The organism is Bradyrhizobium sp. 2S1, from assembly GCF_011516625.5.
Classification (GTDB): Bacteria; Pseudomonadota; Alphaproteobacteria; order Rhizobiales; family Xanthobacteraceae; genus Bradyrhizobium; species Bradyrhizobium septentrionale.
Genome location: NZ_CP147717.1, coordinates 2,890,842 through 2,914,540, shown reverse-complemented (window position 1 = coordinate 2,914,540; position 23,699 = coordinate 2,890,842). Strand labels below are relative to the sequence as shown.

The window sequence follows — 23,699 nt, the reverse complement described above, 5'->3', positions numbered from 1 at the left end:
CTTTGACATTGTGACCTCGCGACAAACCATTCCGCGAGATCTTCCTAGCCGACCAGATCAACCCTCAGCGCGTGGTCTCCGCATGACGCTCACCATCCGCCAACCAGCACATACGAAAGTCATTCGGCTGCAGCGTCACTCGCAGTGGCCGCCCACGACTCGGTGCGCTCGTGACCAAGGGCATCGAGACGAAGCGTGTGTGATGGGGCTATTCTGTTGCTAACGCGTGGGCACCGCGGGACATCATCCTGGCTATCTCGACAGAGAGGCCGATTGCGGTGGCAAACTCAGTTCGATGAACCAAGAGGTCGCATATTCCGCGTCCGCTTGGCAAATATTGGCGAAAGAACATTTTTTGCAGTGACGGACGCAAATTCTGAGTCGCTGATGCGTTTTACGTATCGCGTTCATCCAAAATCGATCACGGGTATCCGCTTTTTAAGTTGAATGGCGACGCAGCAGCAGAGAAGTCCAACGATCCGCTTTTGTAAGATTATTAGGTTTTCGATTCTCGACTTCTGCAACAGCATCGGCACTTCAGCCAACTTCGTCAATTTGCCGAGTGCCCGTTTTGCGCCTCAAGGGTGGGTCAAACGCCCTTCCGAGAAGTGACACTTGCAAACTGAGGGAGGTTTGGCAGAACCAACTAGATGATCTCGTCGACGACGGCATCAAGCTTGGTCGCTAGTAGGGTATTAGGCTGGATTCTCGCTAGCCGCCAACACCGTGAAATGCGCGCCAAGCAGGAAGCGATCTTCGCAAGTGCTCACGCCAGCGCAAACGAGGGCACGGGCAATCGACCAGTCTAGCAAGTCGAAAGTCACGGAACAGCTGAGACCGTCATCAATGTCGCCTCGCTAGGCCTTCAAGCGTCATATTTTCTGCGATCACATCGTGAGGAATCAAAAGGTAAGCCCAAAGCTTTCCTCCGTGGCTACGCGCATGATCAGATGCGTGCTTGCACCAGTTGATTGCGGCATCTCGTTTCGCCAACACTTCCGGATCGGTCATCTGATTTGAAGCCTTCGGCTCCAGCATGAAAACTCGATCCGCCGTTTCGGCAACAAAATCTGGTTGGTACTCCGGATGATCCGCGCCGCTTTTGTAATAGATCTGGAATTGGCCCTTAGCAGGCTTGAACCATTTCGTCGCCTCGCGCTCTAAAATGATGGCGAGTTTGCGCTCTGCGTCGGACTGAAATTTCTGGACCGAGTAAAGGCACCGGCTAAACCCGCCAAAGAGGTACTTCGACATATTGCTCTTATCAGCAGGCGACTTCCTGAAATCCACTGGCAGTTCTCCAGCAGCAGCCGTGTAAGCGCTCGGGCGAAGCGCCGTAAACCCTCGTGTCACGACTACCTCGTAGTCGACGTCAGTATCCTGCCAGAAGTGCTTCTGCATCTGCGCATGGACAAATCTCGCGATCTCCGCCTGGTGAAGCCGAAGAACCTTTCGCGCATCGTCGACGGAAAGATAGCTTTGAAGATGCGTAACCACCTGCTCAGCCAAATCGTAGAGCAACTCGGCATGCTCATCATAGGCCACATCATTAAAATCAATCAGCCCACTGACTACATAATCTTCAAGACGCTGCTCGTCGACACTTCCACGACCGAGACCAATCACATCGACTTGCTCTGTGCGCAGATGCCTGATCCAAAGCTCGTCGTCAGGCGCCGAATAGTTGATGGTCGACAGATCCAGCGTGAAAGGCTTGAATCCTGATTTAACCTCTCCCTTTGGAACCACAAGAATACGGGGAATATCGATGGTCTGCTGGACCACCATCTCCGTCGTCTTCGCGATGACTGCCGCCAGATCGGGCTGCATCGTGATACCGATTAGCTCCATCTGCGCCGGTCGATACTGGATCGTCACCTCCTTTAGAACCGCGGCCTGCACCTCCGGTTGCTGGAGATAGGTGACACTCGGAAGCTTCTCCGGTTGGGATTCAAACTTTCGGATCACGTCATAGGCGATCTGCGCAATCTTCTGCTCTTCCACATTAAAGACGGCAGGCGCCTCGTTGAACCCCGACACTTGTGTGCTCGATGTAGGATGGTCCGGCTTGAGGCCGAGCTTGGCTGCAAGTTGGGACTGGGAGACAACCGTTACCGTCTTTTGCTCCAGTTGATCGGAACTGAGCACGACCTGCTGCAGACGGATCGTCGAATTGGGATTGTTCGCCTCCTCGACGATCTCCTGGAAGCGGTCATGCGCCACGATATTCAGTCGGTCGACGGCGGTGACGCCGGTTCGCTTGCCGTAGGGGAGACGAAGACCGCGGCCGATGGACTGCTCGATGAGCGTGCGCGCATTTGCGGCACGCAGCGGCACGATAGTGTAAAGGTTGGTGACATCCCAGCCCTCCTTAAGCATGTTTACGTGAATGACAATCTCGGTGGGTTCATCAGTGTGCTCGACCTTGAGCAGCCGCTCCACCATCTCGTCTTCTTCGGCGCCGCTCCTACTGGAGTCGACCTGGATGACCTTCGACGCATAGCGGCCTTCGAAGAACGCGTCGGACTGAATCAACTGTATCAGCTGTCTCGCGTGCGTCGTGTCTCGGGCGATGACGAGCACGAACGGCTTGACAATGAGATTCATTGTTTCGCGAGCGTAGGTTTCGAGTTCGACCTTGACGCTCTCGTGCAGCCGAACACCGTCTTCTAGCTTTAGACGCTCAACCTCCTCGACCGACATACCGGCCGGATTGAAGTTTTTCCGAGTGACGACGGCCGGCTCCTTCACGAAGCCGTCAGCCATGGCCAAACCGAGGGGATAGTCGAAAATAACATTCTTGAACGACGTCGGCCCTCGATTCGTCTCAATGAAGGGTGTGGCGGTCAGCTCAAGCCCTAGGACCGGCTTTAACTCGTTGATGGCACGAATGCCTGCTGATGCACGATAACGATGGGACTCATCCATGATGAGAACAAGATCGTCGAGCCCGGCCAGGTAGTCAAAATAGCTCTCGCCAATCTCCTCGCGAAAGCTGCGTATGCGCGGTGCGCGTCCGCCGCGCACCTCGGAATTGATTTTCGAGATATTGAAGATATTGATCGTGGTCGGGAAGAGCTGTCCGCCGCTGGCGATCTGACGCTCGTAGTTCTCTCCGGTTGTAATGACGGGTGGCGCGATGGCAAACTCAGAAATGCCTCTAAGGACATATTTTGGCATATTTGGTGTGAAATCAGAAATGAGCTTATTATAGATGGTCAAATTGGGCGCGAGGACGAAGAAGTTGTTCAATCCATGTGCCAGATGGAGATAGCCAATGAAGGCGCCCATCAATCTTGTCTTGCCTACGCCCGTCGCCAGCGCAAAGCATAGGCTGGGAAATTCTCTTTCGAAGTCGGAGACAGTTGGAAACTCAGCGCTTATCGCGGCGAGCGCAGCTTCGAGGTCAGTGCCCTTCCTCGGTGGAACTATCTCGGTGATCCGATCAAGGATTTCGAGCGATTGACGCTGCGGCGCACGAAGACTTAGGCGGCCAGCAATCGAATTCACATGACGGTTCATCGACGGCCCCCATTCTTCGGGCCGAACAAGTCTGGTTGTCCCGCAACTGCTTTTGCCGCGAAAGAAGCCTCGGGCTCCGGCCTCGGACTCGTCTTAGGCAGGTTTTCGACGTTCAGGCTGTAATCATCGTGGCCCCATTCGCAGCGGGACCGGATGTGGTTCGGAATCTTCTTTACGGTGAGATTTAGCCAACGGTCAACGTTACCTCGAAATGCCGAGCAAAGCACAAGCAAAGAACGATCTACCCCAACTTCTTCGCTCAACTGCTGGAGCTGGTCGACGCCAAGTGTCTGGGTGGTCACATAGATGAAATCGCGTTCCGTAGAACGGCCATGCTGCCAATAGATAGCGTCGCTCGGCGCGTAAGTGAAGCCTTCGATTTTGCATAGCGCCTCGGCGAGCATCTCGGCGTTGTAAGCCTTGCTGATGACCTCGCGGCCCCATTTGTCTGTTTCGAGTAGCGACGGCGCCAGCTTGAAGTAGCGGAAGCCACCGCCGCCTTGCCAGCCGACCGCCTCGGTGATGCCGCCCTTGTCGTCGCCATCGATGACCTTCTTTAGGCGTGGGATGATGTGGGTGTGGCAGTGCTCGCCCAGTTCCACTGTAATCCAGCGGCGCCCCATCTTGTGCGCAACCGCGCCAGTCGTGCCGGAACCTGCAAACGAGTCGAGCACAACGTCGCCAGGAGTCGTGGAAATATTTAAAACACGTTGAAGAAGCCGCTCCGGCTTCGGAGTATCGAAAGAAGTAACGCCTGGAAACAGCGATCGCATTTCGTTTTTTGATGTACGGTTGCTACCAACATCATTCTTTGACCAGAATGTCCGGGGCACAAGATCGCCGACCTCAGAAAGATATCGCTTTATACTTGGACGAGCATCTCCTTTTGGCCCCCACCATATGCGGCCATCCTGGTCCATTTCTCTGAGTTTCTGTTCGGAGACGCGCCAGTATCGACCAGGCGGTGGAGAAAAGCTTCGGCCTGTCGGGCCTTCAATCGAATACACCCCCCTAGAATAGGGTTTATTCGCATACGGATCACCCGCAATCCACGGTCCGCGTTCATCATCGTCTGGATTTAAATAGATGGAGTTCGCCTCCTCGGTGCGCTCCAACTTCCTTGGTACCCATTCCGGATTACGAGAGTAAACCAGGATATGATCATGATCAGTCGAGAATTGACGTGCGGAGTTTCTAGGAGAATCCGCCTTCTCCCATATTAGATTTGCGACAAAGTTGATTCGGCCAAAAATCTCATCGCACACAATCTTCAAATAATGCACTTCATTATCATCAATGGTGATCCATAGAGAGCCATCCTCCGACAATAGCCGGCGAATGAGCTCCAAACGATCACGCATCAGGGACAACCAAAGAGAGTGCTCTAATCCATCATCGTAGTGTTGGAACGCGCTGCCCGTATTATATGGAGGATCAATGAATACGCATTTGATCTTGCCGGAGAACTCCTGTTCCAAAGCCTTTAGCGCCAGCAGGTTGTCACCGAAGATCACCCGATTATCGAAAATGTCATTTTCGCCAATCCGGTTTGCGGCATGATAGGACTTGTCGGAATCTTCAAGCAGAATACGCGGCTCAAGTCGCGGCCGGTTCTCCTTGCCCACCCATGTCAGTTCTAGTTTTTGCTTTTTGCTCATGTGATATCCCGGATCTGTGGCGCTTTCGCCGACAGAAAATCGAACAGGGCTTTTTGGGGATATGGCTCCCCGGCGGTGACCTTCGCCTGGAGCGGCGCGATAGCCGGATCGGCGCCGAGGCCGTAGTGGGCCATCATCGTGTCTTTGAGAACAGGCAGGGCGTCGCCGAGGTTACGCAAAATCGCAAGCGGCCCTTTATAGGGCGTACGCTTTTGCATGGCATCCCAAAAACTTTGCCGAGCTCCGTCAAATGGTATCGAAAGCTGACTTTCGAGCTTGGCAACCTCAATTATTGATGCGCCCGCCATAACGCCTTCAAGGCTCTTGGCGAGCACGAATCCGAGCGCAAATGTGCCGTGCTTGTAGGCCAGCTTCTCGGGGCCTGCAGATTTTCCAGCCGCCTCTACCACCATTCGAGCATTCACGTAACGGGAGAACAACACCGCATTGGCTAGTCGGTAAGCAGTGAGGTCACTTGTGAACAGCGCTCGGTACGGCGTCCCCTCCACAAGCAGAAGTTGGCCTGGCTCCTTCTTCAGATAGACCGGGAACCTAGGGTCGGCCTGCACCATCGCGAGCGCCTGGGCGGCTTCCTCGATCGAAATTCGCTTAGGATCTGCTGTGCCTTCGAAGCCTTCCGGCTTATAAACGTACTGGAAACCGAGTACACCCAGTTCACAACGAAGACGTTCTTGCTGGTCATCCAAGGCAGCAAAATTCTGTGACACAACCTGATTTTGAAGATTTCTCGCTCGCGTGACCTTTTTGCTGAAATCGACATCGTTGTCGGCTTGAATTATCGTCGCATGCACCACTGCGGACGAGATATCCACCGTCGGGTTATCCCCCACAAACGAGGCTGACGAACCAACCGTCTGGGCGCCATTAATAATGGACATTCCTGTCAACCGTAACCTCTTACCAGCCTTCTTGTGGTTGTCTTTTGGATCTATCCTGTCGGCAAGAATTGTTACGCCATTGTTCAAATATTCGAATTCTTCTGGCTTTGTGCCAAGGGTATTTCGAATTGCTTTGTTAGCATCCGAACTCAGGCCAAGATGTTGACGAATGTTTTTGGCATAGAGCGCCTTGCCGTGTGTTTGGTGAAGCTTAACAAGATCAATTATCGCAGCGAACCCGATATATGTTTTGCGGCCTTCGCTACGATAGCCGGGCGCTTTGAGAACAATTGCCCCATCCACCCGCGGATAGGCTTGACCTTGCTGCAATTGAGCGACGATTCGAGCGGAATCAAAGTCGATGACTGTCGGCGCAAAGCGTTGTTCTCCGTGAGTATCGTCGTCCAGAAGTTGTTGAAGCGCCATGCCGGCGTGATGGCTTAGACCAGCTCCAACATGGACCACCACGAGTTCAATTGTTGAACAACTCTCTATCGCTCCTTCAATTGCGGTCTGCCGCTTCAGGATATGGGCATTGAAACCTGAAAAGTCTTGCGCAATCAGTTTGCGGATCCCCTGCACGAAGGCATTCGCTTCGTCCTGGCTAAACATCGAGCCAGCCTTGAGCTTCCCTTGCACAAGGTAGAGAGTTTCACTTGGCCCGTGATAGTAAACACCATCAAGGCCCAAATCGTCGTAGTCATCTACCACGGCATCAGCAGCTTCCTTTGGGCTAACATCGCAGAGTGCAGACACCGCGAAGGCCGCAAGGGCGCGAGAGAGATTCTTGACCGCGTCGTCCTGGGGAGTCTTCGGTTTGAGCAGCGGTGGCAAATTCGGGACGTAATCCGATCGCAAGACGGTTTCAAGCAAGCCACGCTGTGCGACATTTAAGCTCATATGACCCTCCAGCGCACCGTAAATAATCGTTTTGTCGAAACTTGCTGCTGAAGCCGAACTTCGATGTTTGCAATCAGCTCGGAGCGGTGCTTGTCAATCTCGTCCTGCGCGTCGAACAGCGACCGCCGTTTCTGATTTCGCAATGCCTCCAGGGATTTAATCTGTTTCTGCCTCACCAGCTTTTCCTCCAGCGTCAATGCCGTCGTTGCAGCGCGACGCGCTTCCTTGATCTGCCTGTCGATCTCCTTGATTTCACGTTCGAGGCCGACTTTAAGGTCATCCGCCCAGCCGTCGAGCTTGTCTGCTTCGGCTTCGAAAAAGCGAGCATTGCGTTCCGTTATCGAGCGCTGGATGCCCCGTTGCCGGAGGTCAAGGTCGCTGTTCAGGCGATCGATCGTATCAACTGGCGGCATCGCCTCTGGCCCGACTCGCCCCCCCAGCGTTAAAAGGCGCAATGCGGCGTCGTCACTCAACGGTTCGTCGGCATCCGACAATCCGGACAAAAGGAGATGATCTTCGGCCTGGTCGAGGGCTTCAACGGTAAGTACCGACGCGACGAGCCATCCGGCCTGACCTTTATGGAGCTCGAGCGAACTCACCTTTCCAGAGTGATTGGTGTAATCGAAGATCAGTTCCGCCGGGGCAAGCTCTCGCGCCTTTGCTCGTTCGACGATTGCTTCGCCTAAGGGGTGACTCAGACGGTAAAGGCGAGCTTCGCCGGACCGGCGCGGCAACTCGTAAAGGCCGAGTGGAACTGCCTGGCCGTCGGCCCAAGCGGGCTTGGAGTTCAAGTGAAAAGACGACACATTGAGGAAGTCGGCGCGGTCGTTCAGCTCATGCTGCGTGAGGCGCATGAGCTGCCGTTCGAAGCGGTCAAGGTAGATTTTTGCATTCTCATCGCGAATCTTGAGCTTCTCGCGGACCTCATCGTCGAAATTCTCAAGCAGCTTCTGTCGAGTTTGGCTCATCGCCTCGTTGATTTCGAGGCTGAGCTCCAGCTGGAGCTGGTCGAACGCCGTCTTGATTTCTTCCGTTTGCCGGCACTCCTGATAGATAGCGCTAATCCGTTTCTCGAAGTCTACACCGGACTCGATAGCGCCTAACACTTCATCGCTTGCGCCAAACACGCCTTCGAAGAGTTTGAATTTTTCGGACAGAAGCTGATACACGCGCTGATCGGCTTCATTCTTGCGATTAATGAAGTTGACCACGACGACGTCGTGCTTCTGGCCATAGCGATGGCACCTACCAATTCGCTGTTCAATGCGCTGCGGGTTCCAAGGGAGGTCGTAGTTTACGACCAGGGAGCAAAACTGAAGATTGATGCCCTCAGCGCCTGCCTCGGTCGCGATCATGATGCGTCCTTCCTCGCGGAAGTAATCCACCAGTGCTGATCGCATATCCGCAGTCTTTGACCCACTGGCGCGATCCGAGCCCTGATGACGCTCAATCCATCTGGCATAAATCTGCTTCGAGCGATCATCGGTGTTGGTGCCGTTGAACAGCACAATGCCGTCAGCGTAAGGGCCGTCCGCCAGGACCCGAAGCAGGTAGGCTTGGGTGCGACGGGACTCGGTGAAGATGATCGCTTTTGGCGCGGCCCCGAGCTCCTCTGCTTTGGCAAAGGCCACCCCGAGCGCCTTCAAGAGTGCCCTTCCCTTGGCATTGTGTTCAACAGAAGTGGCGAGCCTCGCGAACCCGTCCAGGTCAGCAATTTCGGACTCGATCGCTTTGCGATCCGAGTCCGTTAGCGGCTCAAGCTCCTGATCGTCTGCCCATTCCTCGGCCGTTGCATCAAGGTTCTCGTAATCCTGGCCCAGATCATCTTCGAGTGACGGCTGAACCACATGCCTCCTCAGCTTGGCCTGCATTCTTTGCGAGATTGAGGAGAGTGCCCCCGCAATGGCAAAGGTCGAGGAAGCAAGCAACTTGCGAAGTACGAGCGTCATCAAGGAACGCTGGCTGGCTGGTAGGGCTTGCAGGTTATCTCGCCGCAGATATTCCGAGACAAGCTCATAGAGCCGGTCCTCGCCGTCAGTCGGCGTGAACTCCTCGACAAGTGCCAGTCGACGCGTATAGGGGACGTAGGCTGTTACTTGCCGACGCAAAGTTCGGTGACAAAGCGGTTTAAGCCGCTCCTTTAGCTGGAGCACATGATCCTGAGCTAGGTTAGTAAATTGCTCGCGAAAGCTCTTTAGATCGCCGAATGCGTGCTCATCGATAAAGCTCATTAAGCCAAACAACTCCAGCAGTGAATTCTGAAGTGGTGTTGCCGTCAGGAGCAATTTCTGCTTCTGGGCTAGCGCGTGCTTTAACGTGTTAGCGATGATATTGGACGGCTTATAGACGTTCCGAAGTCTGTGGGCCTCATCAATGACAACTAGGTCCCACGGCATGGCGTGGACATCGGCCGCCTTGTTCCGGGCGAACTGATAGGAACAGATGACAACAGTGTCCTTCACGTCGAACGGACGAAAGCGCCCTGACTTGATTGCCTCGTTGTAAGAGCGCGACTCAAGAATCGTGCACGGTAGAAAGAACTTCTCGCTTAGTTCCTGATGCCACTGTTTTCGGAGGTTTGAAGGCGTGATGATCAGAATGCACCGCTTTCGCTCCGCCCATCGCTGAGAAATGACAAGGCCAGCTTCGATCGTCTTTCCAAGACCGACCTCATCAGCCAGAAGCGCGCCTTTCGAAAGCGGCGACGAAAACGCGAAGAGCGCCGCATCAACCTGATGCGGGTTGAGGTCCACCTGTGCACCGGCAACCGCAGCCGCAAGTTTCTCAGCACTGTCGGGGGCGCATCTTCGTGTGAGATCGTAGGCGAAGTATTTGGCTTGATAGTCAGTGGTTGGCAGAAGTGGTTCCATTGTCGCCGGATATTGTCTCTCTCGCCTGCGGACAACAGTACTGCTTTGGTCGGTACTGAGTCCGACACGCCGCGATGCAATAATTTCAGACTTCACGAATCAATTCGCCCAGATCCAAGGGATGCAATTCAACTGTAGCGAGAATTTCGTGCCGGCGCATGTTGCATCAGCGTTTATTGGGTGCGGGCAAACACCTTTCGCTTCAGATTCCGCGACCGACAATCATCTGCGCGTGAGAACCAACCACAACTCCGGATAAACCGCTGCGAGCGAGCCGGATGGGTCGACAAATGGAAATTTTCTCCCGTGGCGACTCGGTGGCGATTATTGAAAAGCAAAAAGCCGCTCTGAAGAGCGGATTTTCGAATTAACGCTGACTTATCAGCATCTTATCTCATTGCGGGATAGGATTTGAACCTATGACCTTCAGGTTATGAGCCTGACGATTTCCGCGACTTCGAGCGGTCCTACTTGGGGGCCAATGTGGGGGCCAATGAAGACGCGAACCGAATTGTTTATACAATTACAATAGGCTAGTTCGATATACTGGCGGAGAGAGTGGGATTCGAACTCCGAGTACGGTTGGCGAAGCCACCGGCGACACGCCGTTCAGAGAATGGTCTCCGGGGTTCGCCTTTTCGCGTAAGGTTTTTGGCTCTGAGGTTACCTTGACGGCATTCTATGGGCCGAAATCCGCGGCAGTGTCGCGGAATTCGCGCCGCAATCTCTTCTCGGTCTTGCTAGCGAGACTACGTGGCGGAGAGGGAGGGATTCGAACCCCCGATAGGCTTGCACCTATGCCGCATTTCGAGTGCGGTGCATTCAACCACTCTGCCACCTCTCCGATGGCCCGGGTGATTTGCGCCACCCGCGGTCGGGGCGTGTTCTAGGCGAGGATGGCGGGACAGACAAGGCGCTGCAATAATATTTCCGTCACCCGTGCCTCGCCCCACCGAAGCACCGGGGGTGATGCAAGAAAGCGCGCGGAAACAAAGCGCTAGCGGGCGGTTCTGGTTCGATCGTCGCGCGGGCGCACCAGAGGGAGCAGGAGCGGACCATGGAGCATGTGACGATTCAGGCCAATGGCGCGGCGTTCCACGTCGCGCGGACCGGGAGCGGCAAGCCGCTGCTGCTTTTGCACGGCTGGCCGGAATTCTGGCTGACCTGGAAGCCGTTGATGGCGCGCCTGGCCAACCGCTACACCCTGATCGCCCCCGACCTGCGCGGCTTCGGCGACAGCGACAAGCCCAACGGCCCCTACGGCCCCGATCAGCATACCGACGACATGCTGGCGCTGCTGGACGCGCTCGGCATCGAGAAGACCGGCATGGTCGGCCACGACGTCGGCGGCGCGGTGATGCAGCCGCTCGCCCGCAAGGCGCCCGAGCGCATCGCCGGCCTGTTTTTCTTCGATTTCGTCTATCCCGGCATCGGCCCCCGGATGGCCGCACCCGACCGGCTCAACCACATCTGGTACCAGTCGTTCCACCAGATGGAGATGGCGCCCGCGCTGGTCGGCGCCAGCCGCGAGACCTGCCGCATCTACATCGGCCATTTCCTGCACAATTGGGCGCATCGCAAGGCTGCGTTCGACGACGTGATCGAGGACTTCGCCGACAACTTCTTCAAGCCGGGCAACCTCGCCGGCGGCTTTGCGCATTATCGCGCGTCACATGCCGGGCGCGTGAAAATGATGCAGGGCGAAGCCCCCGCACTGCCGCCGATCACCGTGCCGACCTGCATCCGCTGGGCCGAGCACGATCCGCTGTTTCCTTATGCCTGGACCGACCGGCTGGGCGAGACCTTCTCCAATCTGGACCTGAAGATGTTTCCCGATGTCGGGCATTTCCCGCATCGCGAGGACCCCGACCGCGCGGCCGCCGAGATCGCCGGCTTCTTCGAACGGATCAATTGGAGGTAGAAAGTGGTGGGACCGCCAGGACGCGACAAAAACTGGCGGTCCCGTGCCGCTTCTCAATATTGCTGGCCGGGAAGTGCGGCTTCGCCGGTCGGCGGGAGCGACACGGGTCACGGTAGCGGCCGACGCCGAAACGGCAACGCGAACCCGATCTTAACCTAACCGATCAACCTTACCGCGCGATCGGCTGACACAGGCGAGGCTCAGGCGTCGGCTTTTTTGGCTTTCTTGGCCTTTTTCTCGCTCTTGTCGTCCTCGTCGTCCTTGTCCTTTTTCTCGGCTTTCTTGTCGTCCTTGCCGTTGTCTTTCTTGCGATTGGTGAAGCGGGCATTGCCGAGACCGGTTCCGATCGTCAGCACGCCCCAGCGCGTGACGTCCTGCATGAACGGGACCTCGGCCAGCCCCTGCGCCACGCCGTCATTATGCATCACGATCGCGGTGTCATGATCGCCGATCTGCGGGATCGCCTCGACCAGGCTCGCCGGCAGGTTGAATTTGCTGCTCTCCCAATTGCCCGGCAGGTTCTGCGCGCCCTTCTCGATCGAGCCGTCCTCCTTGATGACGCCGGGACAGGAGATGCCGATGAATGGCGCGAGCCTGAGATTCTCCTTCTCGGCGGCGGCGATCAGATCCTTCAGCATCTTCACCAGCCGCTTTACCGCGCCTTCGCGCGTCGGCTCGTCGTCGGCGTGGCGCCACAGCTCCGATTTCCAGACCGTTGCCTTGGAGAGATCCGGCGCCTTCTTCCAGCGCGTCTCGACGACGCCGCAGCGGATATTGGTGCCGCCGATATCGACCGCGAGCACGCCGTCATGGGCCTCGAATATCCACGATGGCGCCAGATGCAGCGTGCCGATCAGGCCGGCGTCATCGGGGTGAAAGCGGATCGGCACCAGATCGACCTTGAGACCCTCCGACTTCAGGATGATGTCGGTGCGCGCGATGGCGAGCTCGCCGAGCCGGCTGTCGCGAAAACCGCCGCCGACCACGATGCGCTCGGTCTTGGCCCAGGCCTTGGTGTTGAGGAAGCGCCGCGTCACGTAGGCGAGTTCCTGCGCGAACTCCTCGATCGCGCTGTGCACGACCGCGGAGGCCTCGGTGTCGTCGCCGACCAGCAACTCATCGAGCTTCTTCTTGCTGATCTTGTCGGATGGCTCGTCGCCGAACGGATCTTCATCCGACTTACGCAATGGCTTGCGCCAGCGGTCCAGGATCTTGCGGAACGCGCCCTTTGAGGCGCGATCGCCGAGAAAACCCTCGTCGTCCTTCAACTCGATGTTGAAACTGTCGATGTCAACAGACGGCAGCCGCGCGGCACCGTGGTGCGCGATGCCCGTGGTCAGTCCAGCGTCGTCAGCCATTTAGCCCTTGCCTGCCCGCTTGAGGTTCGCAGCACTAACGACCGGGAACTCAAATGGTTGCTTCCCGCGCTGCGGCGCTTCGGCCGGCGCGGGACGCAATCTGGCAAGGGTGTCAGGCGGCCTTCACCCCGTAACGCGCCGCAGGCGCGCTGCGGGACAAGTTCGGCATCAGCTTCTGGCGGGCGGCCTCATAGGCCTGCCAGTCAGCCGCATCTGGCAACGACGGCACGGTGATGACTTCGCCCTGATCGAGCCCGGCTAGCGCGGCATCGACCATGTCCTCCGCCTTCATCACGATCTCGCCCGGCAGATGCTCGACCGGCGTGCCGGCCAGACCCCAGAACTCGGTTGCCGTGGCGCCCGGCAGCACCGCCTGGACCCGGATGTTCTTGTCCTTCAGCTCATGCTGCAGCGACTGTGTCAGCGCGAGCACGAACGCCTTGCTGCCGCCGTAGACGCAGTTGAGCATTTCGGGCGCGACGCCAACGACCGAGGCGATGTTGACGATGGTGCCGCCGCCGCGGGCGACGAATCCCGGCACCGCCGCATAGGTCAGGCGCATCAGCGCGTCGACATTGAGCGCGATCATGTCGCTCATCTTGTCGACATCGGATGCGAGCAGCGGCGCCGTTGCACCGACGCCGGCGTTGTTCACCAGCACGCTGATGCCGGCGTTATCGCGCAGAATGGATTCGATCCGTGCAACGTCGCTGCGCTTGGCGAGGTCGGCGGCGACGATCTCGATCGAACGGCCTGTCTCCGCCGACAGACGCCTGGCGAGCCCATCGAGGCGCTCGCGGTTGCGTGCGACGAGGATCAGATCGTAGCCACGCCGTGCGAGCCGGTCCGCATAGATGGCACCGATTCCGGACGACGCACCGGTAACGAGCGCCGTTCCCTTGGCTGACTTGGTCATGTTGGTCTCCTGTTTGACCTGGACGGCCGGACTTGGCCGCTGCTCAGGTTCTACAGGCCCCCTTGTAGGTCTCAAATGTCATATATACACTTTTTTAGGACATAGATTCCCGTCGGAGGGTTCCATGCAGGAGATCGGCTTCGTCGTCTTCCCGGAGTTTCAGGTGATGGGCTTTGCCGCCATCACCGCCTTCGAGGTTGCCAACCTGATCGCAGGCGAGCGCTTCTATGAGGTCACGCTGCTGTCGGAGCATGGTGGCCCGGTGCGATCCTCCGCGGGCTTCAATGTCGAAACGGAAGCCTTTGGCGATCGCAGCTTCGACACGCTGTTCATTGGCGCCGGCCACGAGCTTCATCCGGCATCCCCTGAATTGACCGACTATATTCGCCGCGCCATGACGGTGTCGCAGCGTATCGCCGCGCCCTGCATCGGCGCTTTTTCGCTGGCTGAGGCAGGCCTGCTCGATGGCCGGCGCGTTTCCACGCACTGGCAATTTGCCGCGGAATTGCAGGCACGATTTCCCAGGCTCAAGGTCGAGCAGGACCGCATCTACATCATCGACGGGCCGATCTGGACCTCGGCCGGCATGACCGCGACGATCGATCTGGCGCTGGCGATGGTCGAGCACGATCTCGGCATCGAGGTCGCGCGCTCGGTGGCGCGCAAGCTTGTCGTCTATCACCGCCGCACCGGCGGCCAGTCGCAGTTTTCAGCGCTGCTCGAGCTCGAGCCGAAATCCGACCGCATCCAGAACGCGCTGAACTATGCCAAGGCTCACCTGCGCAACGAACTGTCGGTGGAGGAACTCGCCGAGATCGCGCGGCTCAGCCCGCGCCAGTTCAGCCGCGCCTTCCGCGCCGAGACCGGCCAGTCGCCCGCCAAGGCGATCGAGCAGCTCCGGGTCGAGACAGCCCGAGAATTGATCGGCGACGGCCGCCATTCGATGGACGAAATCGCCGGCGAGACCGGCTTTGCCGACCGCGAGCGGATGCGGCGGGCATTCCTGCGGGTGTTGGGCCAGCCGCCGCAAACCATCCGCCGGCACGCACGGGCCGCCGCGCAGACCGCGGCTTGAGGCCAATCGGGGCCAAAATCACGCCAAACCGTTCATGTTTGGCCGGTTTTTGCCCTGCTTTACCTTGACTCCCCGTCGTTTGCGGCTATAAGTCCGCCCATCCGGCGCGGGGATTTTCTCGCGCCGATCGTTTTTGTGCGATCCAGTTTGGGAATTCATTCCCTTCGCGCGAAACACATAACCCATAGCGACTGAACAAAAAGCCGACCCGGGCTAACCGTCCGAGGCCAGAACCGAACACGAAGGAATCAAACGATGTTCGCAGTCATCAAAACCGGCGGCCGGCAGTACCGTGTCGTTCCGAATGATGTACTCGAGATTGGCAAGATCGCCGGCGATGTCGGCACGATCGTGCAGCTAGGCGAAGTTCTGGTGCTCGGCGGTGACACGCCGGTGCTGGGAACGCCCACCGTGGCCGGCGCCACCGTTGCAGCCGAAGTGCTGCAGCACAAGCGCGGCGCCAAGGTGATCGCGTTCAAGAAGCGTCGCCGCAAGAATTCACGCCGCAAGCGCGGCTATCGCGACGAGCTCACGGTGCTTCGTATCACCGAGATCCTCGCCGATAACGCCCAGCCGACCGTCGGCCCGCGGCCGAAGAAGGAAAAGGTCGCAGCGCCCGCCGATGGCGAGGACGCAGCACCGAAGGCGGCCAAGAAGAAGGCGCCCGCAAAGGCGCCGGCCGCAAAGAAGGCTCCGGCCAAGAAGGCCGCGGCCAAGAGCTAACAAGAAGTGATTGTCGCGTTTTCAGATTTGAAGCGTGACAAAACGTGAAATGATTCCGTCAAGGAATTGATCTAGAGATCAAAGCGAAGTCGGAGACGAGCTATGGCTCATAAAAAAGCAGGCGGTTCATCGCGTAACGGACGTGATTCCAAGGGCAAGCGCCTTGGCGTCAAGGCGTTTGGTGGCGAGCGCGTGATCCCCGGAAACATCATCGCGCGTCAGCGCGGCACCACCTGGCATCCTGGCCTTAATGTCGGCATGGGCACCGACCATACTCTCTTCGCCAAGGTCGAGGGTCATGTCGAGTTCCGTGCCAAAGCCAACGGCCGCACATTCGTATCGGTTATTCCGATGGCGGAGGCGGCCGAGTAGACGGTGGACACACATGAGTCCGCCGGGTCCTGTTGAACCGGCGGAGTCGCAAAGGGCTCCAAGGGGAGGCGGGATGACCGGCCTCCCCTTTTCGTTGCGCGCGTTCCGGTTCGACCGCGCGTGACGTTCCAAGCGTTGCGTACCGATTGTCGCATCACAGGAGCTCGACATGTTGCAGGACATCCCGACGCCGATCTTGCGCGAGGCAAGAGCTTGCGTCCTCGAGACCGAACGGCTGACATTGCGCAAGCCGACGCTCGCGGACGTAAAAGCCATTGCGCGGCTCGCCGATGACCGCCGCATCGCGGAGAACACCCGCCGCCTGCCGCATCCCTATACGCAGGACGACGCCATCGACTTCGTGCGCGCACTCGGCGCGGGCGGACGTGAGACCGTCTTTCTGATCGAGAACAATCACACGCCGATCGGCATGGTCGGCATCGACTGGCGCGAGGAGACCGCGGCCGAACTCGGCTACTGGCTCGGCGTCGACCATTGGGGCCAGGGCTTTGGCACCGAGGCCGCGCGCGCGGTGATCGACTACTTCTTCGAGGAATTCGATCTCGACCAGCTGATCGCGGGCGCCCGCGTCGTCAACCCGTCGTCGCGCAACATCCTCGAGAAGTGCGGCTTCCAGTGGAGCGGCGTCGAGCTGCACCGCTTCGAGGCGCTGGGCTCATCGAGCCCGGTGGATGCCTTCCGGCTGTCGCGCGGCGTCTGGGCTTCGCTGAAGAGCTGGAACAACTCGACCCGGCGGCAGAGCTGATTCTTCACCCTCCCCCATGGGGAGGGTGAACATCACGCCGGCGGATTCACCGAGGAGTCTCCGCGTCCGAGCTGCTGCTCGCGCACGAAGATGTAGAGGCCGGCCGCGATGATAATCGCGGCGCCAACGATGGTGGCCCAGGACGGCACGTCGCCGAACACCACGAAGCCGAAGATCACCGCCCAGACGATCATCGAATATTGGTAAGGCACCACCACGCTCGCCGGCGCGAGTTTTAGCGAACGATTGACGCACAATAGCGCCGCAACCGAAATGATGCCGGCGGTGAAGAACAGCACGAGACTGCCGGCGCTCGGCGTCACCCAGCCGAACGGCGAGAGCACAAGGCCCAGGATGAACGTGCCGCCGAATTGCGATGTCGCCAGCACGATATCGGGCGTTGCCCGCAGCGAGCGCGTGATCAGCATCAGCACCGCAAACGACAGGCTGCCGCCAAGCGCGATCATCGCCGGCCAGCTGATCGTCTGCGCCGACGGCCGCAGCGCGATCAACACCCCGCAAAAGCCGACCAGGATCGCGGTCCAGCGCCGCCAGCCGATATGCTCGCCGAGCACGAGGCCGGACATCGCGGTGACGAAGATCGGCCCGGCCAGATAGTAGGTGATGACGTCGGCGAGCGGCAGATAGACGGTCGCCAGGAAGAAGGCGGCGACCTCAAGCGTCGACAGCGTGACCCGCAGCAATTGCAGCCACGGCCGCTCCAGATGCAGGAAATCAGCCCGCCGCTGCCAGACGATCGGCAGCAGCACGAGCAGCGCCGCGCAGGCGCGCAGCCACAGCAATTGCCCGACCGAATAGGTGGCGACGATGAATTTGCCCATCGCATCGCCGAACGAAAACATGAAGATCGACAGCAGCATCAATCCGATGCCGGCGAGCCGCGCCGATCGATCGTCATAGGAGGACAGTTTTGCGAACAGGCTCATTGTTGTCTTGTTGCCGCCGCGCGTGAATCGGGCCGGTCTTGCTGCCGGTTTTACCGACGTGGCGATGCAGGACAACCCCACCGAGGGCATATCGAACCAATTGTCGCAGTGCGGCGGCTGCGCTACCGCTAGGCCAGCCCTTCAAGAACGAGAGCAGGAAACGCCGCATGAGCGAATTCGACCCCACCCAGCATCGCATGGTCCCCGCGCAGCGCTGGTTCGAGGATTTCGTGCTCGGCGAGCGCTTCGTGATTCCGAGCCGGACCCAGACCTCGGCGGTGTTCGCGGCGTTCCAGACCGCGAGCGGCGACACCCATCCGATCCATTACGACGTCGAATATTGCCGCACGCGCGGCATGCCCGACCTGCTCGCCCATGGCTTCCAGACCCTGGTGCACACCGCGCCCGGCGCGGGGCTGTTCCCCTATGTCGTCGAGGAGTCGCTGATCGGCTTCCTGGAACAGTCGAGCAAGTTCCTGAAGCCGGTCTACGCCGGCGATACCATTTACCACGCGCTGGAGGTGATCGAGCTCGTTCCGGGCCGGACTACGGGCGTCGTGACGCTGCGCTCGACCGTGCATAACCAGCGCCGCGAGCTGATGCTTGAAGGAATGCAGAAATTCCTGGTCCGGCGCCGGCCAACAGGGGCCGCAAAAAGGCCCGACAATTAAGGCTTTTCGCCGAAGTCAGGGCCTTTCCGGGTTGCCGCAGCGGCCACCCTGCCCTAACTAGAGCACACCGGTCCTGATGAAATCAGAACCGGTGCGCTCTCGATTCTCGTTTTGACGCGTTTTCTTCACGCGAACCGGCGACCACTTCGCTTGAAAACGCTATAGTTGAACATCATGAAATTCCTCGATGAAGCAAAAGTCTATATTCGCTCGGGCGACGGCGGCAACGGCTGCGTCGCGTTCCGGCGCGAGAAGTTCATCGAGTTCGGCGGTCCCTCCGGCGGCAATGGCGGCCGCGGCGGCGACGTCATCATCGAGGCCGTCGACGGGCTGAACACGCTGATCGACTACCGCTACCAGCAGCACTTCAAGGCGCCAAAAGGCACCAATGGCATGGGCAAGGACCGCCATGGCGCCAATGGCAAGTCGATCGTGCTGAAAGTGCCGGTCGGCACCCAGGTATTCGACGAGGACCGCGAGACCCTGCTGCACGATTTCACCGAGCTCGGCGAGAAATTCGTGCTGGCTGAAGGCGGCAATGGCGGCTTCGGCAACGCGCATTTCAAGTCGTCCACCAACCGCACGCCGCGCAATGCCAATCCCGGCGCGCCGGGTGAGGAACGCTGGATCTGGCTACGGCTGAAACTGATCGCCGATGCCGGCCTTGTCGGCCTGCCCAACGCCGGCAAATCGACTTTCCTGTCGGTGGTCAGCGCGGCGCGGCCGAAGATCGCCGACTATCCCTTCACCACGCTGCATCCGCAGCTCGGTGTGGTGAACTACGGCGGCCGTGAATTCGTGCTCGCTGACATCCCTGGCCTGATCGAAGGCGCGCACGAGGGCGCAGGCCTCGGCGACCGCTTCCTCGGCCATGTCGAGCGCTGCCGCGTGCTGCTGCATCTGGTCGATGCAACCTGCGAGCATGCCGGCAAGGCCTACAAGACGGTACGCACCGAGCTCGAAGCCTATGATGGCCAACTCGCCGACAAGATCGAGATCGTCGCGCTCAACAAGATCGACGCGGTCGCGCCCGACGAGCTGAAGAGGCAGAAGGACCGCCTCAAGCGGGCGGCGAAAAAGACGCCGCTGTTGCTCTCAGGCGTGACCGGCGAAGGCGTGCAGGACGCCCTGCGCACGCTGGTCGACGTGATCGGTGAGGCGCCGGTATCCAACAAGGCCAAGGCTCAGGCGGAGCCGTGGGCGACGCCGCTGCCGCAGGGTTGAACGGCAACGGCCGAACAACACCTGTACTTCCCAAGCCACCTTGTGGCGCGTATTGCTTCCACCTTCCTGCCAGACTGCACCCATGAAACGCCCCGCGCTCAAGAACTTTCGCCGCATCGTCGTCAAGGTCGGCTCCTCGCTGCTGGTCGATTCGCAGGCCGGTGAGGTGCGCGCGTCCTGGCTCGCCGCGCTGGTCGACGACATCGCCAAGCTGCACAAGGGCGGCCGCGAAATCATGGTGGTGTCGTCGGGCTCGATCGCGCTCGGCCGCAGCCGCCTGAAGCTGCCGCGCGGACCGCTGAAGCTCGAGGAGAGCCAGGCTGCCGCTGCGGTCGGTCAAATCGCGCTGGCGCGGATATGGTCGGAGGTGCTCGGTCATCACGATATCGGCGCCGGGCAGATTCTCGTGACGCTGCAGGACACCGAGGAGCGCCGCCGCTATCTCAACGCGCGCTCGACCATCGCAAAGCTGCTCGAATGGCGCGCGGTGCCCGTGATCAACGAGAACGACACGGTCGCGACCACCGAAATCCGCTACGGCGACAATGACCGGCTTGCCGCCCGCGTCGCCACCATGACCAGCGCCGATCTGTTGATCCTGCTGTCCGACATCGACGGCCTCTACACCGCGCCGCCGGCGGTCGATCCCGACGCGAAGCTGATCCCGGTGGTCGAGAGCATCACCTCGGAGATCGAGGCGATGGCCGGCTCGGCCGGGTCGGAACTGTCGCGCGGCGGCATGACCACCAAGATCGAAGCCGCGAAGATCGCGACCACTGCCGGCACCCATATGCTGATCGCCTCCGGCAAGATCGAGCACCCGTTGCAGGCGATCGCCGATGGCGGTCGCTGCACCTGGTTTCTGACCCCGGCCAATCCGGTCACCGCGCGCAAGCGCTGGATCGCAGGCTCGCTCGAGCCGAAGGGCACGCTGACCATCGATGCCGGCGCGGTCGCAGCGCTGCGCGCCGGCAAGAGCCTGCTGCCGGCCGGCGTGATCAGGGTCGACGGCCGGTTTGCCCGCGGCGATGCCGTGGTGGTGCGCGGGCCCGACACCCATGAGATCGGCCGCGGCCTGGTCGCCTACGACGCCGAGAACGCCGAGAAGATCAAGGGCCGCTCCTCGCCTGACGTGATGGCGATTCTGGGCATCAGCGGCCGGTCCGAGATGATCCATCGCGACGATCTGGTGATCGGCCCGGCCGGAGCGATCCCGGCCAAGTAGGCCATTGGACGACAAGCCCGGCCTGCCGCCCACCTGCCATGCCGGTTCCGCGCCTCGCCAACCCATCAATTGCCATGCTAGAACATGGCCTTAATCCAAAGCTGGGACTTCCATGAGCGCGCCCCTGAAGGCGATCGACGGCAACGCCGATCTCTCCGCCCTGATGACCGACCTCGCCGCCAAGGCGCGCGCTGCCGCGCGCGTGCTGGCGCTGACGCCGCCGGAGCAGAAGGACCGCGCGCTCGCCGCGATCGAACGCGCGATCCGCGAGCATGCCGCGGCAATTCTCGCCGCCAATGCCGAGGACGTCGCGGAGGCGCGGGCTGCCGGTATGACCTCTGCCTTCGTCGACCGGCTGACACTGACGCAGGCGCGCGTCGCCGGCATGGCCGACGGCGTAGCCACCGTGCGCGAAATTGTTGATCCGGTCGGCGCCGTCACCGAAAGCTGGCAACGTCCGAACGGCATGACCATCGAGCGCGTCCGCGTGCCGCTCGGCGTGATCGGCGTGATCTTCGAAAGCCGCCCCAACGTCGCCGCCGACGCCGGCGTGCTTTGCCTGAAGTCCGGCAACGCCGTGATCCTGCGCGGCGGCTCCGACAGTTTCCGCTCCTGCCGCGCGATCCATGATTGTCTGGTGCAGGGCCTGCGTGAAGCCGGCCTGCCTGAGGCCGCGATTACCTTGGTGCCGACCCGTGACCGTGCCGCCGTCGGCCTGATGCTGACGGGATTGAACGGTGGCATCGACGTGATCGTGCCGCGCGGCGGCAAGAGCCTGGTCGCACGCGTCGAGGCGGAAGCACGCGTTCCGGTGTTCGCGCATCTCGAGGGCGTCAACCACATTTATGTCGATGCCAGCGCCAGGCTCGATATGGCCAAGGCGGTCGTGCTGAACGCCAAGATGCGCCGTCCCGGCGTCTGCGGCGCCGTCGAAACCCTGCTGGTCGATCGCAAGGCTGCCGCGACGAAGCTGAAGCCGCTGGTCGAGTTGTTGATCGATGCCGGTTGCGAGGTGCGCGGCGACGCCTCCGTGCAAAGCGCCGATGCCAGGGTGAAACCCGCATCCGACGAGGACTGGGACACCGAATATGAGGACGCGATCATCTCTGCGAAGATCGTCGACGGCCTCGATGAAGCGATTGCGCATATTCAAAATCACGGCTCGCATCACACCGATGCGATCGTGACGGAGGATATCGCTGCCGCGCAAAAATTTCTCAACGAAGTCGATTCGGCGATCGTGCTGCACAACGCCTCGACCCAGTTCGCCGACGGCGGCGAGTTCGGCTTCGGCGCGGAGATCGGAATTGCCACCGGCAAATTCCACGCCCGCGGCCCGGTCGGCGCCGAGCAGTTGACGAGCTTCAAGTACCGCGTCCACGGCACCGGGCAGACACGGCCGTGACCATTGTCGCACGCGCACGGTAGACCATTGCAGCAACCCTCGACCGTGCCGCACTCCGCAGCCCAGGCGCTTCCGTTCTATACCAACGGCATGCGCATCGGGCTGCTCGGCGGCTCGTTCAATCCGCCGCACGCCGCGCATCGCGCCATCAGTCAGTTCGCGCTCAAGCGATTGCAGCTCGACCGCGTGTGGTGGCTGCTGACACCGGGCAATCCGCTGAAGAACCATGATGGATTGCACGCGCTCGCCGAGCGAGCCGCGGCCGCACGCCGCGTCGCCGACGATCCGCGCATCGACATCAGCTGTCTCGAAGCTGTCATTGGTGTCCGCTACACTGTCGACACGATCATCCACTTGCGCCGCCGCGTCTCCGGCGTGCACTTCGTCTGGATCATGGGCGCTGACAATCTCGCGCAATTTCATCGCTGGAAAGATTGGCGGCGCATCGCCTCCGACGTGCCGATTGCCGTGATCGACCGACCGCCCCAGAGCTTCCGCGCCCTTGCCGCACCGGCGGCGCAGGCGCTCATGCGCTATCGGTTGCCCGAAAATCAGGCGACCCGGCTGGCCGATCAGCAGGCCCCGGCCTGGGTGTTCCTGACAGGAATGAAATCCAATCTGTCTTCGACCGGACTGCGGAACCCGGACGGGAGCTGGAGAACGGCGTGAAGCGCAAAAGGGTTACTGGAATATTGAAACCATTAACCCCACATGCGTAATATGGTGCGTGGGGCCGAGGATTCGGCACCCGCGATACAGTGAAAGGAATGGTCCCTGGCCACATCTGTATTGTCCAAGTCTGTTTTACCCAAGGTTCCAAAGACTGCGCGTAAAACATCGACGAAAACCGCGGCCTTGCAGGCGCAACCGGATGCCGACAAACCGGATGCCGACAAACCGGATGCCAACAAGACGCTGAGCCTGATCCTCTCCCGCCTCGAGGATATGAAGGCGGAAGAGACGGTCACCATCGACCTTCGCGGCAAATCCGCATATTCCGACTACATGATCGTCACCACCGGCCGGGTGAACCGGCACGTCGGTGCGATCGCGGAAAATGTGACGAAGGGCCTGAAGGAAAACGGGGTCAAGAGCATCCATGTCGAGGGCATGCCCAATTGCGACTGGGTGCTGATCGATTCCGGCGACGTGATCGTGCACGTGTTCAGACCCGAGGTACGTGAGTTCTACAATCTCGAGCGGTTGTGGACTCAAAACCCGGCGGTCGCGGCGGTCTAAGGGGTATC

At 59.8% G+C, this 23,699-nt stretch carries 18 protein-coding genes and 1 tRNA gene; 11 read left to right on the top strand and 8 right to left on the bottom strand.

Annotation, left to right across the window (positions count from 1 at the left end; genetic code table 11):
* Positions 1 to 843: 843 nt before the first annotated feature.
* From HAP54_RS13780 to HAP54_RS13760, 5 genes are all read right to left on the bottom strand, one after another.
* Entirely contained in the window at positions 844 to 3,522 is a 2,679-nt protein-coding gene (locus HAP54_RS13780) for a DEAD/DEAH box helicase (protein ID WP_166300658.1), read from the bottom strand.
* Complete coding sequence (locus HAP54_RS13775) at positions 3,519 to 5,180, bottom strand: site-specific DNA-methyltransferase (protein ID WP_166300655.1); 1,662 nt, start codon at positions 5,178 to 5,180, stop codon at positions 3,519 to 3,521. The genes HAP54_RS13780 and HAP54_RS13775 overlap by 4 nt, the downstream gene beginning before the upstream one ends.
* Complete coding sequence (locus tag HAP54_RS13770; RefSeq protein WP_166300652.1) at positions 5,177 to 6,979, bottom strand: AIPR family protein; 1,803 nt, start codon at positions 6,977 to 6,979, stop codon at positions 5,177 to 5,179. The genes HAP54_RS13775 and HAP54_RS13770 overlap by 4 nt, the downstream gene beginning before the upstream one ends.
* On the bottom strand, positions 6,976 to 9,945 hold the full coding sequence (locus HAP54_RS13765; protein ID WP_248114232.1) for an SNF2-related protein: 2,970 nt from the start codon (positions 9,943 to 9,945) through the stop codon (positions 6,976 to 6,978). Before HAP54_RS13765 ends, HAP54_RS13770 begins: the two co-directional genes overlap by 4 nt.
* Before the next feature lie 658 nt (positions 9,946 to 10,603).
* Positions 10,604 to 10,693, bottom strand: a tRNA-Ser gene (locus HAP54_RS13760).
* A gap of 213 nt (positions 10,694 to 10,906) precedes the next feature.
* On the opposite strand from HAP54_RS13760, the gene HAP54_RS13755 reads away from it, so the two are divergent.
* A complete protein-coding gene (locus tag HAP54_RS13755) occupies positions 10,907 to 11,770 on the top strand; it encodes an alpha/beta fold hydrolase (RefSeq protein WP_166300650.1) in 864 nt (287 codons plus the stop codon).
* A gap of 200 nt (positions 11,771 to 11,970) precedes the next feature.
* Here the strand turns inward: HAP54_RS13755 and HAP54_RS13750 are convergent, their stop codons facing one another.
* Positions 11,971 to 13,128, bottom strand: a complete 1,158-nt coding sequence (locus tag HAP54_RS13750; RefSeq protein ID WP_166300648.1) for an ROK family protein — start codon at positions 13,126 to 13,128, stop codon at positions 11,971 to 11,973.
* Positions 13,129 to 13,240: 112 nt separating this feature from the next.
* Positions 13,241 to 14,044: an SDR family NAD(P)-dependent oxidoreductase gene (locus HAP54_RS13745; protein WP_166300646.1), complete on the bottom strand. Its 804-nt coding sequence runs from the start codon at positions 14,042 to 14,044 to the stop codon at positions 13,241 to 13,243.
* Between the two features lie 124 nt (positions 14,045 to 14,168).
* On the opposite strand from HAP54_RS13745, the gene HAP54_RS13740 reads away from it, so the two are divergent.
* From HAP54_RS13740 to HAP54_RS13725, 4 genes are all read left to right on the top strand, one after another.
* Complete coding sequence (locus tag HAP54_RS13740) at positions 14,169 to 15,119, top strand: GlxA family transcriptional regulator (RefSeq protein WP_166300644.1); 951 nt, start codon at positions 14,169 to 14,171, stop codon at positions 15,117 to 15,119.
* 255 nt (positions 15,120 to 15,374) lie between these two features.
* Positions 15,375 to 15,842: a 50S ribosomal protein L21 gene (rplU, locus tag HAP54_RS13735; protein ID WP_166300642.1), complete on the top strand. Its 468-nt coding sequence runs from the start codon at positions 15,375 to 15,377 to the stop codon at positions 15,840 to 15,842.
* A gap of 102 nt (positions 15,843 to 15,944) precedes the next feature.
* Positions 15,945 to 16,214 (top strand): 50S ribosomal protein L27, encoded by a 270-nt coding sequence (gene rpmA / locus HAP54_RS13730; RefSeq protein ID WP_166300640.1) that lies wholly within the window; start codon positions 15,945 to 15,947, stop codon positions 16,212 to 16,214.
* Positions 16,215 to 16,383: 169 nt separating this feature from the next.
* Positions 16,384 to 16,980, top strand: coding sequence for a GNAT family N-acetyltransferase (locus HAP54_RS13725; RefSeq protein ID WP_166300638.1), 597 nt, complete (start codon positions 16,384 to 16,386; stop codon positions 16,978 to 16,980).
* 32 nt (positions 16,981 to 17,012) lie between these two features.
* On the opposite strand, the gene HAP54_RS13720 is transcribed toward HAP54_RS13725, so the two are convergent.
* Positions 17,013 to 17,927, bottom strand: a complete 915-nt coding sequence (locus HAP54_RS13720) for a DMT family transporter (RefSeq protein ID WP_166300636.1) — start codon at positions 17,925 to 17,927, stop codon at positions 17,013 to 17,015.
* Between the two features lie 167 nt (positions 17,928 to 18,094).
* On the opposite strand from HAP54_RS13720, the gene HAP54_RS13715 reads away from it, so the two are divergent.
* The 6 genes from HAP54_RS13715 (at position 18,095) to rsfS (ending at position 23,691) form a co-directional block, all read left to right on the top strand.
* Complete coding sequence (locus HAP54_RS13715) at positions 18,095 to 18,598, top strand: MaoC family dehydratase (protein ID WP_166300634.1); 504 nt, start codon at positions 18,095 to 18,097, stop codon at positions 18,596 to 18,598.
* Positions 18,599 to 18,772: 174 nt separating this feature from the next.
* On the top strand, positions 18,773 to 19,822 hold the full coding sequence (gene obgE, locus HAP54_RS13710) for a GTPase ObgE (RefSeq protein ID WP_166300633.1): 1,050 nt from the start codon (positions 18,773 to 18,775) through the stop codon (positions 19,820 to 19,822).
* Between the two features lie 82 nt (positions 19,823 to 19,904).
* On the top strand, positions 19,905 to 21,047 hold the full coding sequence (gene proB / locus HAP54_RS13705) for a glutamate 5-kinase (RefSeq protein ID WP_166300631.1): 1,143 nt from the start codon (positions 19,905 to 19,907) through the stop codon (positions 21,045 to 21,047).
* A gap of 112 nt (positions 21,048 to 21,159) precedes the next feature.
* Entirely contained in the window at positions 21,160 to 22,452 is a 1,293-nt protein-coding gene (locus HAP54_RS13700; RefSeq protein ID WP_166300630.1) for a glutamate-5-semialdehyde dehydrogenase, read from the top strand.
* A 45-nt stretch (positions 22,453 to 22,497) separates the two neighbouring features.
* On the top strand, positions 22,498 to 23,121 hold the full coding sequence (locus HAP54_RS13695; protein WP_166307839.1) for a nicotinate-nucleotide adenylyltransferase: 624 nt from the start codon (positions 22,498 to 22,500) through the stop codon (positions 23,119 to 23,121).
* A gap of 186 nt (positions 23,122 to 23,307) precedes the next feature.
* Positions 23,308 to 23,691, top strand: a complete 384-nt coding sequence (gene rsfS, locus HAP54_RS13690) for a ribosome silencing factor (RefSeq protein WP_166307836.1) — start codon at positions 23,308 to 23,310, stop codon at positions 23,689 to 23,691.
* Positions 23,692 to 23,699: the final 8 nt, after the last annotated feature.